An 11,692-nucleotide genomic window follows, 5' to 3' on the forward strand; every position below is an offset into this window, starting at 1 on the left:
AACACCCATGTGTGTGCTGAGGATCACTTTCGCAGGGGGTACCATCGGGCCCTGACGGCATGGCGCGACGCTGTCCGGGCCCGACCGGCCCGCCCCGCCGAGCGTCTGCCTCCCGCGAGCGAACCGGCTGGGGGAGCGTGAACGTGACCAACGTCCGAGGGCCCAAGACGGGTCGGCTCACTGCCGTGTTCCGAGGGCGCGGGTCCGTGCCCGTCCCCGGCCAGCGGCCCGGTGTGGTCGACCTCGGCTCCCGCGCGGGCGGACGCCCCGACCCCCGGCACGCCGAGCACACCCGCCTGCACCAGGCCTTCCTGGGGCGCGTGGTCGACTACCTGTCCGTCGACGCGGGCGTGTGCCAGTTCGTCGACTGGGGGTGCCCGGTACCCGGAACCGCCGAGCGCGTGCACGCCGCCGCCCCCGACGCCTCCGTCGTCCACGTCGCCCCGCACGGTGCGGCGGGCATGCTCTCCACCGCCGGGGCCTCCGTGCTCTCCGGCGACGGCTCCGGCACGGACACGCTCCTGCGCCGCCTCGGCACCTCCGGGCTCGTCGACTTCGACGAGCCCGTCGCCGTTCTGATGACCCGCCCCTTCACCGCGGACGACCCGCCCGCCCGGATCGACGCCCTGCACGCCCTCATGCGCGGGGGCGGCTACCTCGCCCTCACCTCCCCGGCGCCCCGCGCCGCGGTGGAGCGCGCCTTCGAGCCCTTCCAGCCCGTCGAGCCGGGCGTGGCCGACCTGCGGTGGTGGCCCTACCCGGACGAGGACGTGTCCGACCCGGGCACCGGCGTCCTGGCGGGGCTGGGCCGCGCGCCCGGGCGCCGGGGAGGCGCTCGCGGGTGGCGGTGAACTGGACCGGAGAGGTCCTGGCCCAGCTGCGGTTCTACTGGGACTTCTCCCTGTGGCCCCGCCTGGAGGGGCTCACCGACGAGGAGTTCCACTGGGCTCCGGTGCCCGGGGCCTGGGCCGTGCGCGAGGGACCGGACGGGCGCCACCGGCCCGACACGGCCGTCCCCGAACCCGAACCGCCGCCGGTGACCACCATCGCCTGGCGGCTCGGGCACATCGTCGTCGAGATCCTGGAGACCCGCGTCAACTGGCACTTCGGCGACCGCACCGCCACGCGGGAGAACGCCGACTGGCCCGCGACCGCCGCCGAGGCCCGGCAGCGGCTGCGCCACGCCTACATCGCCTGGACCGCGCACGTCCAGGAGCTGGACGAGAACGGCCTGGCCGCGCCGGTGGGCGGCGCCGAGGCGCCCCAGTGGGAGGACTTCCCGATGGTCGCCCTCGTGCTCCACGTCAACCGGGAGGTCATCCACCACGCGGCGGAGGTGGCCGCGCTGCGCGACCTGTACCGCGCGCGGTACGGCCGCTGAGCCGTCCCACACGCCGCGGCCTCGTACTCACGGCGAGGTCCGAGCACCCGGACCCGCTGTGAGTACAGGATCCACCGGTGTACCACGGTGGTGTCGGGGAGGGGTGCGACGGGAGCAGCCCTGACCGCGGTGCCGGGTGACTCCTCCGGAACCACCACGGGTCCGGGCACCTCGCGTCACACCGGTGACACTTCCGGACGGACGGTCCCGGGGCCTCCCCGGACACCGCCTAGACCACGTGCAGCGGGTCCATCCGCACCTGCGCCAGGTGCTCGTCGCGGCGCGCGCTGCGCGCCGAGGCCGCCACCTTGAGCGACCGGGACAGCGCGCCCACCCCGGCCCGGGGCACCCGCAGCAGCGCCCGCTCGGTGGGCTGGGCGCCGTCCGGGCCGACCGCCCGGTCCGCGCCCACCGGCACCGGCCCCAGGAGTTCGGCGCCCTCGGGCAGTTCGATCTGGTCGAGCAGTTCGCGCACGTGCTCGGGAGCGCCGGTGACCGAGGCCATCGCCACCGCGGGGGGGAATCCCAGCTCGCGGCGCTCGGCCAGCTCGCGCTCGGCGAAGCCCGTCGGGTCCCACCGCACGAACGACTGCACCACCGGCAGCGAGGCGTCGGCCGACACCACCACCGTGCCGCCCGGCCGCACCAGGGCGCCCGCGTTCAGCCAACGACGCAGGGCCTCCTCCGAGGCGCGCAGGTCCATCCGGTTCAGCAGCGCCCAGCCGTCCAGCAGGACCGCCGCCGCGTAGCCGTTGTCGGCCACCGGTTCGGCCCCCGGGGTGGCCACCACCAGCGACGGCGCGTCCGCCACCCGCGACAGCACCTCCTCGCGGCCCGAGGTGCGCACGGTCAGCGAGGGGAACGCCCTGCCCAGCTCCTCGGCGGTGCGGCGGGCGCCCACCACCACGGCGCGCATGCGGGTGACACCGCACTCCGGGCACGCCCACTGCCCGGCGACCCGGCCGCACCAGCCGCACGAGGGCATGGCGTGCGAACCGCGCACGGCCAGAGGTCCCCGGCAGGAGTCGCAGCGCGCGGGCTCGCGGCACCCGGCGCAGGCCAGCGTGTTCAGGTAGCCCCGGCGCGGAACCTGGAAGAGCACCGGACCGGTCCGCGCGGCCTCGCGGGCCGCGCGCAGGGCCACGCTCGGCATCCGCGCCGACCGCGCCGCCTCGTCGCGGGCCAGCTCCCGGTCGTCCCCGGCCGCCCGGACCACGGGCGCGCGGCGGCGCAGGGTCGCCCGGTCGGCGGTCAGCGGGTGCGCCCACCCCGACTCCACCAGCAGTTGGGCGTCGGTGGTGCGCGTGTGCCCGCCGATCAGGGCACCGGCCCCGGCGCGGTGCGCCCGCATCGACAGCACCGTGCGCGCGTGCGGGTAGGGGGCGTGCGGGTCGGCGTGCACGTCGTCGCCGTCGTCCCACAGCACCACCAGTCCCAGGTCGCGCACCGGCGCGAACACCGCCGCGCGCGTGCCGACCACGACCCGGACCCCGCCGCGCAGCACCGACAGCCAGCGCCGGTAGCGCTCGGCCGGTCCGAGGTCGGCGGTGAGCGCCGCGTACCGGCTCCCGCCCAGGCGCTGTTCCAGGGCGTGGTCGACGGCCTGCACGTCGCGGCCGTCGGGCACCACGATCACGGTGCCGCGCCCGGCGGCCAGGGTCTGGGCGGCGGCGACCGCCACCGCGTCCGCCCACCCGGCGCCGGGCAGGGCGTTCCACACCGCGCGGGCGGGCTGGCCCGTGCGCAGCGCGCGCAGGAACGAGGGGCCCTCGGGGTAGTCCGCCCAGGGGCCGGGGCCGGGGTCCGCCCCGGCGGCATCCTGTGCCGCTTCCGTACCGGAGGGCGCGTCCGTCACGGTTGCGGACACCCGTGGGGCGTCGGCGGCGTTCGGTGCGGTGCCGGGGTCCGCCCCGGACTGGGTGTTGTGCGGGACCGCCCCGGAGGGGGCGTCGCCCGGGTTCGTCCCGATCGCCTCCGCAGGCGCGTCCGCCTTCGCTGCCTCCGCGGCCTTGGCCGCCTCCTTCTCCACGCGGGCGTGGCGGGGCGGCACCGCCAGGCGCAGCACGTCGCTCAGCGTGCCCGCGTAGCGGTCGGCGACCGCGCGGGCCAGCCCCAGGATCTCGGGGGTGAGCACGGGTTCGGGGGAGACCACCGCCTCCAGGTACGCCAGCCGCCCCGAGAACTCCGAGGTCTCCACCCGTTCGGCCAGGAAGCCGCCCAGCTGGCGGTTGTTGAACCGCACCTTCACCCGGCAGCCGGGCACCGCCGCCTCGTCCATGTCGGCGGGCACCCGGTAGTCGAAGTACCGGTCCAGGTGGGGCAGCGGGGTGTCCACGACCACGCGCGCGACGGGCAGCCGCTCGGCGGGCCCGCGTGGGGCCGGGCGGCGGGACCTGCTTGCCGCCCGAGCCGTGGCCTTCTCCTGTTCCGGAAGGTCGAAGAGGACCCCGTCGGGCTGACCGGGCTGCGCTGTCATCCTCCTCTGTCTACCAGAACCGTGCGACACCGCCCCGAGCACCGGGCGGCGCGGCCCTGCGCCACTGGTAGAACTGGGGAACCGACAGACCTCGGTGGAGGGGAACCCACGTTGAAGCTTGTCTTTGCCGGAACACCGCAGGTGGCGGTACCGTCCCTGCGCGCACTGATCGACTCCGGCCACGAGGTCGCCGCCGTGGTCACCCGTCCCGACGCCCGCTCCGGGCGCGGCCGGAAGGTCTCCGCCAGCCCGGTCGGCGAACTCGCCGAGAGCGAGGGCATCGAGGTCCTCAAGCCCGCCAAGGCGGGCGACCCCGAGTTCCTGGAGCGGCTGGCGCGGATCGCCCCCGACTGCTGCCCCGTGGTCGCCTACGGCGCCCTGCTGCCCCAGTCCGCGCTCGACATCCCCCGCCACGGCTGGGTCAACCTGCACTTCTCCCTGCTCCCCGCATGGCGCGGCGCCGCCCCTGTCCAGCACGCGGTCCTGCACGGCGACGACATCACCGGCGCGTCCACCTTCCGGATCGTCAAGGAACTCGACGCCGGTCCCGTCTACGGCACCCTCACCGAGACCGTGCGCCCCACCGACACCAGCGGTGAACTCCTCGACCGGCTCTCCGTCTCCGGCGCCGAACTCCTCGTCCGCACGGTCGACGGCATCGCCGCCGACCGGCTCAGCCCGGTCGAGCAGCCCGCCGACGGAATCTCCTACGCGTCCAAGCTCACCCCCGAGGACGCCGAACTCGACTTCACCGCCCCCGCCCTGCGCGTGGACCGCACGGCCCGCGCCTGCACCCCCGCCCCGGGCGCCTGGACCACCTTCCGCGGCGGCCGCCTCAAGGTGGGGCCGGTCACCCCCCTCACCGACGCCGACACACCCGCGCTCGATCCCGGCCAGCTGCACGCCGACAAGAAGCGGGTCCTGGTCGGGACCGCCACCCACCCGGTCGTCCTGGGCGAGGTGCAGCCGCAGGGCAAGCGCGCCATGGCCGCGGTCGACTGGGCGCGCGGCGTGCGCCCCGGCGACGGGGACCGCCTGGGGCGCTGAGCTGCCGTAGTCTCGACCTGGCGGGTGAACCCGCCGGTCCCGTCCCCGGTTTGTTGAGGCAGCACACGTTGAGCGAGCAGTCCCGATCCCCGTACCGCCGTCCCCGCCGCGGCGGGAAGCCCGCGCAGGGCGGCGGCCGGAGCGGGGACGGACAGTCCCGGCCCCGCGACCCCGCACGCCGCGTCGCCTACGACGTGCTGCGCGCGGTGGGCCAGCGCGACGCCTACGCCAACCTGCTGCTGCCCGCCCTGCTCAGCGAACGCGGCATCAGCGGCCGCGACGCGGCCCTGGCCACCGAGCTGACCTACGGGACCCTGCGCCTCCAGGGCACCTACGACGCGATCCTGGAGGCCTGCGTGGACCGCACGCTCGCCTCCGTGGACACCGAGGCGCTGCCGCTGCTGCGCCTGGGCGCCCACCAGCTGCTGTCCACCAAGATCCCGCCGCACGCCGCGGTCAGCGCCACCGTGGACCTGGCCCGCAGGGTCGTGGGCCACCACCGCGGCCGGTTCGTCAACGCCGTCCTGCGCAGGGTCTCCGCCCGCGACCTGGACGCGTGGACGGCCGTGGTCGCCCCCGACCGCGCCACCGACCCCAGCGGGTACCTGTCGGTCGTGCACAGCCACCCGCGCTGGATGGTCAAGGAGCTGGCCCGGGCGCTGGGGGAGCGGTCCGCCAACGGGCTGGTCGAGACCGAGCGCCTGCTCGCCGCGCACAACGAGCGCCCCCGCGTGACCCTCGTGGCCAAGCCGGGCCGCGCCACCGTCGCCGACCTGGTGGCCGCCGGTGCCGAGGAGGCCCGCTACTCGCCGTTCGCCGCCTACCTGCCCGAGGGCGACCCGGCGGCGATCCGTGAGGTGCACCAGAACCGGGCCGCGGTGCAGGACGAGGCCAGCCAGCTGGTCGCCCTCGCCCTGACCAGGGTGGACACCCACGGGAACGACGCGCGCTGGCTCGACATGTGCGCGGGACCGGGCGGCAAGGCCGGTCTGCTGGCCTCCTTGGCCGGGCAGCGCGACGCCCGCCTGCTGGCCGCCGAGGTGCAGCCCGCGCGGGCCGGACTGGTCGCGGGCGCGGTGCGCCGCTCCCCGCGCGACGCCGGCCGGGTCGTGGTCGCCGACGGAACCAGGCCCGCCTGGCGGCCGGGGGCCTTCGACCGGGTGCTGGTGGACGCGCCGTGCACGGGCCTGGGCGCGCTGCGCCGACGCCCGGAGTCGCGCTGGCGGCGCACCGAGGGCTCGGCCGCCGAGCTGGCGCCGCTCCAGCACGACCTGCTGACGAGCGCGGTCGAGGCGGTGCGCCCCGGCGGAGTGGTCGCCTACGTCACCTGCTCGCCGCACCTGGACGAGACCGACGGGATCGTCCGCCGGGTACTCGACGAGCGCGACGACCTCACGCTGCTGCGCGCCGCCGACTACCTGGACGGGGTGCCCGACCTCGCGGCCGGTCCGGAGGGAAGGTACGTCCAGTTCTGGCCGCACGTGCACGGGACCGACGCGATGTTCCTGGCGCTGCTGCGCAGGTCCGAGCAGTCCTAGAGCCGAGTAGTTCTGGGTCCGAGCAGTTCTGGGTCCGAGCGGTCCTGAAGCCGCGGGGGCCGCCCGCGCGGTGGTCGCCTCACCGGCCCGGGCCGGGGGAGTCCCCGGGCCGTCCACAGGTGGAGATCCGGGGTGGGCGGGAGCGGGGCGGCCGGTCACACTGGGACACGGGGGCATGTCACCGCGCCGACGGACGCCCGCGGCGCCCCCGATACCAGAGTAGGGCTCTGCGCGCCCTTCCGCGGGGCCCTGTGGACAACCCGTCCGAGGCGGCGGGGCGCCCTTCGTTCCCCGGCCCCGGGTTCGGCGGTGTCCGCCGTCGACCGAGGCGTTCGCCACCGACGGCGTCCTTCGTCCTCGGGTTCGTGGGCGGCACTGTCCGCTATCTCCGTGGTCCTTCGCCCTCCCGCTCGGAGTCGGCGGTGCCCGCTGCCGACGGCGGCACGGGCTCGGGTACCGGAGACCGGGACTCGGCCGTCGGAGGCTGGGCCCCGGCTACCGGGGGCACCGGCGCCGGAGGCTGCGACGCGGTTACCGGGGGCTCCGGAGTTGGCGACGCGGCCACCGGAGGTGCGGCCACCGGCGGCACGGGCGCGGACACCGAAGGCGCGGGCACGGGCCCCGGTGGCATGCTCGCGCGCAGGCGCAGGGTCAGCCGCTCGCCCAGCTCCCCGCTGAACACCCCCTCGTGCGCGACCCCCACCCGGTCGGCCAGCTCCACCGCGTGCAGGCGCACGACGGCCTCCACCAGCGTGGCGTAGTTCCCGACTGCGGACCGGGCCCGCACCCACGCGATCCCCGCCACGGCCGCCGCGACGAGCGCGGCGGGCCACCACCACACGGTCAGCGGCAGGTACAGCAGCGCCCACGCCGTCAGCCCGGTGGCGAGGGCCAGGTCCTCGCGGGCCGCGGTGACCTCCGCGCGCTCCTCCTCCGGCAGGACCAGCCACAGGTGCGGCCACAGCACGGCCAGGTCCGCGCGGTGGTCGCGGGCCAGCCGCGTGCGCACGGCCGCGATCCGGTCACCGCACCAGGTGGGGCGTTCCGGCCGTTCGGGGGAGATCCCCGCCAGGCGGTCGTAGGCCTTCGCGAACGCCTCCTCCCCGCCGCTGCCCCGCGCTTGCCGGACTTCACCGCTCCCTTTCCGCGCCCGTCCAGCCTCCTCGCTCCGCTCCGCTTCCCCGCCCCCACCGCGCGCCCGCTCGACCTCCCCGCGCAGCCGGTCCCAGCGCGCGCGCCGCGAGCGCACCCACCGCCCGGTCCAGCCGCGCAGCGGCGGTGGCCACCGCTCCCAGTCCGCGGCCGTCCACAGGCGCTCGACCAGCCAGCCCAGCCCCCGGGCGACCAGGCCCATGGCGGTGCTCCCGGCCACCACGGCGGCCAGCACCAGGGCCTGACCGCCGAAGGTGTCCACACGCGGGTCCGCGGCCCATCCGGTGACCCGCTCGGCCAGGTGCCCCACGTCCCACGCCCCGGACCAGCCCAGGGCGTAGGCGGCGGTCGCGACCGCCAGGTAGAGGGCACCGGGCAGCGCGAGGGTGCTGACCCACCTCTCGGTGAGCCTTCGGCCCAGTTCCGCCCACAGGTCGCCCACCGCCTACCGCCCCCGCGGCGGACGCAGGGAGGCGCCGCTGACCAGGCAGACCGGCACGTCCTCGGCCGGTGTGGGCTCCCACGTGCGCGCGCACCCGCCCTGGGGGCACCCGTACAGGGCGGAGGCGGGGCGGGGCAGGCCTGTCCCGGCCACCGCCGCGCCCCCCGAACCCACCAGGTGCACTCCGTCGGTGTGGGCGGCCAGTCCGCGCCCGTCGAGGGCGACCAGGGCCTCCTGGAGCCCGGCCAGCTCCGCCGACGCGTCCCCGCCGCCTCGCGCGGCCCCGAGCACCGCGTCGACCAGAGCGGGACCGCCGGGCACCGGTTCCAGCCGGTCCCGGATGTCGCGGGCGTGCTCGCAGACCACGCCCAGCCCCGCCGCGGTGTCCTCGTTCATGGACCTTCCGTCCTCCCGGCCGCTCCTGCGCGCGGGCGCCCGCCGCGGCACCCGGCACGGGCCCCACCTCCCCGGGGGCCGTGCCCGGTGCGCGCGGACACCCTCCCCCCCACTCCTCTCGGCCACTCCTCATGTCCGAAAAGGGCGATTTGTGATCTACGAGGTAAAGATCCGTCATGAAAACACCACCGACAGTGGGAGGAGAGGAAAAATTTCCACACGTTCCCGCAGTTCCGGGCCCCGCACCCGGACCACACGCCCCCGACCTCCGTGGCTACACTGCACGCGTGGCCATCCAGATCTCACCCAGCATCCTGAGCGCCGACTTCGCGCACCTCGCCGACGAAGCGGCCGCCGTGTCCCCGTCCGCCGACTGGCTCCACGTCGACGTGATGGACAACCACTTCGTCCCGAACCTGACGCTCGGCCTGCCCATCGTGGAGTCCCTGCTCAAGGCGACCGACACCCCCCTGGACTGCCACCTGATGATCGAGGAGCCCGACCGCTGGGCCCCCGCCTACGCCGAAGCGGGCGCGGGCAGCGTCACCATCCACGCCAAGGCCGCCGGGGCCCCCGTGCGCACACTGCGCGAGATCCGCCGCCTCGGCGCCCGCGCGGGCCTGGCCCTCAACCCCGCCGAGCCCGTCGAGCCCTACGCCGACCTCGTCGGCGAGATGGACATGCTCCTGCTCATGACCGTCGAACCCGGCTTCGGCGGACAGAAGTTCCTCGACGTGGTCCTGCCCAAGATCCGCCGCGCCCGCGAGATCCTCGACAGCCGCGAGGCCTCCGTCTGGCTCCAGGTCGACGGCGGCGTCAGCGACGAGACCATCGAGCGGGCCGCCGAGGCCGGAGCCGACGTCTTCGTCGCCGGTTCGGCCGTCTACGGGGCCCAGGACCCGGCCAAGGCCGTGGAGTCCCTGCGCGCCCTCGCCGCCGGGGCCGCCGCCGGGGCCTGACCCCGAAGCCCCGACCCCCGCAACCGAACGTCCGTCTGCGCAACGATCGCGACACGGTTCCGCCCTTCGCTGGCCCCGCCCGGCGCCTCCCCCTAAGCTGTGCGACTCGTAGTCGTGAATCTCGCTTGGTCGCGGCTCCGTCTCCCCCTCCGCCTTCGCGCGCGTGGGGGAGCGGCGCGGCGTGAGCGCGTTGCCAGGCGCGGACCCCTGGGAGTACGCGTTGAACGCTTGGACCGCCGAGCACCTGGCCATGGACGCGCTGTGGGAGGCGGAGACCGTCCCCATCCTCTGGCTCCAGGGCCTGGGGGACTGGCTCGCCCACCCGCTGGGCCTGGTCACCCACCTGGGCTCCCACACGCTCGTCATCCTCGCCCTCACCCTCGTCTTCTGGTGCGTCAACCCCGGCCTGGGGGCGCGCCTGTTCGTCGTGGTGGCCTGCTCCGGTGTGGTCAACCAGCTGTTCAAGTCCCTGCTCTACGGGGCACGGCCGCCCTGGTTCGACGCACGCGTCACGGCCCACACGAGTTCGGACAGCTTCGGGATCCCCTCCGGGCACACCCAGGGCGCCACCGTCACCTGGGGCTACCTCGGCATCAGGTCCGGCCGCCGCGCCGTGCTGTGGGCGGCGGTCGCGGTCATCGCGCTCGTCTCGCTCTCGCGGGTCTACCTGGGCGCGCACTTCGTCAGCGACGTCGTGGCCGGGCTGGTGCTGGGCGCCATCCTGCTGTGGGCGGTCCTGCGCTGGGAGGAGCGCGTCACCGCCTGGTGGCTGGGGCTGAGCACCGCCCGCTGGGTGGGCTGCGCCCTGGCCGTCGCCCTGCTGCCCTGCCTGGCGGCCACCGTGTGGCAGCTGCTGGTGCGCGGCGACTGGACGGTCCCCCAGGAGTGGATCGGCGCCGTCCCCGCCGACCCGGCCGGCGAGACCCTCACCGGTCTGTACACCGTGGCCGGAACCCTGCTGGGCGGGCTCGTGGGCTTCACCCTGCTCGCCCGTCGCGGCTGGTACAGCGCCGCGGGCACCCTGGCCTCCCGGGCCGCCCGTTTCGTGCTGGGCGTCTCGGTGATCGTGCTGGTGCAGGTGTTCGTGAGCGTGGTCTTCGGCCACCTGAGCGGGCTCGCCGACGCCGCCGTGTCCTTCGTCGCCTACGGCGCGATCACCTTCTGGGCCTCCTTCCTGGCACCGGAGGCCTTCGTCCGCAGCGGTCTGGCCGCCCGGCCCGGGGCCGCGGCCGAGACCCCCTGAACAGGCGGGGCGCGGGCTCGCGGCGACACGCCCGCCGGGGTCCCCGTCCGCGCGTGCGCCGTCCGCGCCGTCGGCGGTGGGGGCCGATGATTCGCGTCACACCGGCTAGGCGCTCCTGTTGACGAGGGGTTAGGATCCCTACCAGCAAGTTCAACACGTGCTCCGGGGTCGGTGTAATTCCGAACCGGCGGTGACAGTCCGCGACCCGGCCGAGTCCATCGGCCGGTTGAACCGGTGGAATTCCGGTACCGACGGTGAAAGTCCGGATGGGAGGCAGTACGTGTCGGGACGGCCCCCCGCCGCCCGCGTCCGCTGACGCGCGGCCCCGGTGCCGTCCTGTTCGTGGACCCTTCTCCACGCGTCCCCTCACCCCGGAGCCACCAGGCGAAGGGAAGGCAAGGGCGTGTTCACCGGAATCGTCGAGGAACTCGGCGAGGTCGTCTCCATCCAGGCCGCGGGCACCACGGGTGAGGCCGTACTGCTCACCGTCCGGGGCCCCCTGGTCAGCTCGGACGCCGCACACGGCGACTCCATCGCGGTCAACGGCGTGTGCCTGACCGTCGTCGACCGGGGTGAGGGCACCTTCACCGCCGACGTCATGAAGGAGTCGCTGGACCGCTCCAGCCTCGGCGGCCTGGTCCCGGGCTCCCGGGTCAACCTCGAACGCGCCGCCCGCGCCGACGGCCGCCTGGGCGGCCACATCGTCCAGGGCCACGTCGACGGCACCGCCGCCCTGGTCTCCCGGAATCCCGGCGACAACTGGGACGTTCTGCGTTTCGGGCTGCCCGCCCACCTGTCGCCGTACGTGGTCGAGAAGGGCTCGATCACCGTCGACGGCACGAGCCTCACCGTCTCCGCGGTCAGCGAGCCCGGGGCCGAGGATGAGTTCTTCGAGGTCAGCCTCATCCCCGAGACCCTGCGGGCGACCACCCTGGGCGGACTGGCCGCCGGTGCCACCGTGAACATCGAGGTGGACGTCATCGCCAAGTACGTCGAGCGCATCGCCGCCGTGGCGGCGGTCCGCCCGCGGGCGTGAGCGCCCGAGCACGGCACGAGGG

10 protein-coding genes and 1 riboswitch are annotated in these 11,692 nt (G+C 75.6%); of the genes, 7 read left to right on the plus strand and 3 right to left on the minus strand.

What is annotated here, in order from left to right:
* Positions 1-143: 143 nt before the first annotated feature.
* Both AC0VX6_RS08120 and AC0VX6_RS08125 read left to right on the plus strand, forming a co-directional pair.
* A complete protein-coding gene (locus AC0VX6_RS08120; RefSeq protein ID WP_475467987.1) occupies positions 144-851 on the plus strand; it encodes an SAM-dependent methyltransferase in 708 nt (235 codons plus the stop codon).
* Positions 842-1,381 (plus strand): DinB family protein, encoded by a 540-nt coding sequence (locus tag AC0VX6_RS08125; protein WP_274976885.1) that lies wholly within the window; start codon positions 842-844, stop codon positions 1,379-1,381. The genes AC0VX6_RS08120 and AC0VX6_RS08125 overlap by 10 nt, the downstream gene beginning before the upstream one ends.
* Positions 1,382-1,610: 229 nt before the next feature.
* Here the strand turns inward: AC0VX6_RS08125 and AC0VX6_RS08130 are convergent, their stop codons facing one another.
* Entirely contained in the window at positions 1,611-3,857 is a 2,247-nt protein-coding gene (locus tag AC0VX6_RS08130; protein WP_475467989.1) for a primosomal protein N', read from the minus strand.
* A 111-nt stretch (positions 3,858-3,968) separates the two neighbouring features.
* Here AC0VX6_RS08130 and fmt point away from each other — a divergent pair, with 111 nt between their 5' ends.
* Both fmt and AC0VX6_RS08140 read left to right on the plus strand, forming a co-directional pair.
* On the plus strand, positions 3,969-4,904 hold the full coding sequence (gene fmt / locus AC0VX6_RS08135; RefSeq protein ID WP_475467990.1) for a methionyl-tRNA formyltransferase: 936 nt from the start codon (positions 3,969-3,971) through the stop codon (positions 4,902-4,904).
* Between the two features lie 68 nt (positions 4,905-4,972).
* Complete coding sequence (locus AC0VX6_RS08140) at positions 4,973-6,442, plus strand: RsmB/NOP family class I SAM-dependent RNA methyltransferase (protein WP_274976888.1); 1,470 nt, start codon at positions 4,973-4,975, stop codon at positions 6,440-6,442.
* Between the two features lie 382 nt (positions 6,443-6,824).
* Here AC0VX6_RS08140 and AC0VX6_RS08145 read toward each other — a convergent pair whose 3' ends face one another.
* Complete coding sequence (locus AC0VX6_RS08145) at positions 6,825-8,036, minus strand: hypothetical protein (RefSeq protein ID WP_475467992.1); 1,212 nt, start codon at positions 8,034-8,036, stop codon at positions 6,825-6,827.
* 3 nt (positions 8,037-8,039) lie between these two features.
* The gene (locus AC0VX6_RS08150) at positions 8,040-8,432 is read right to left on the minus strand and encodes a hypothetical protein (protein WP_274976890.1); all 393 of its coding nucleotides are present in this window, start codon (positions 8,430-8,432) and stop codon (positions 8,040-8,042) included.
* A gap of 287 nt (positions 8,433-8,719) precedes the next feature.
* On the opposite strand from AC0VX6_RS08150, the gene rpe reads away from it, so the two are divergent.
* From rpe to AC0VX6_RS08165, 3 genes are all read left to right on the plus strand, one after another.
* The gene (gene rpe, locus AC0VX6_RS08155) at positions 8,720-9,391 is read left to right on the plus strand and encodes a ribulose-phosphate 3-epimerase (RefSeq protein ID WP_274976891.1); all 672 of its coding nucleotides are present in this window, start codon (positions 8,720-8,722) and stop codon (positions 9,389-9,391) included.
* Between the two features lie 250 nt (positions 9,392-9,641).
* A complete protein-coding gene (locus AC0VX6_RS08160) occupies positions 9,642-10,634 on the plus strand; it encodes a phosphatase PAP2 family protein (RefSeq protein ID WP_475469287.1) in 993 nt (330 codons plus the stop codon).
* Between the two features lie 153 nt (positions 10,635-10,787).
* Positions 10,788-10,918, plus strand: a riboswitch (FMN riboswitch).
* Positions 10,919-11,037: 119 nt separating this feature from the next.
* Positions 11,038-11,670, plus strand: a complete 633-nt coding sequence (locus AC0VX6_RS08165) for a riboflavin synthase (RefSeq protein ID WP_475467994.1) — start codon at positions 11,038-11,040, stop codon at positions 11,668-11,670.
* The last annotated feature ends 22 nt before the right edge of the window (positions 11,671-11,692 follow it).

The sequence above is a fragment of the Nocardiopsis sp. iso_25 genome, assembly GCF_056173305.1.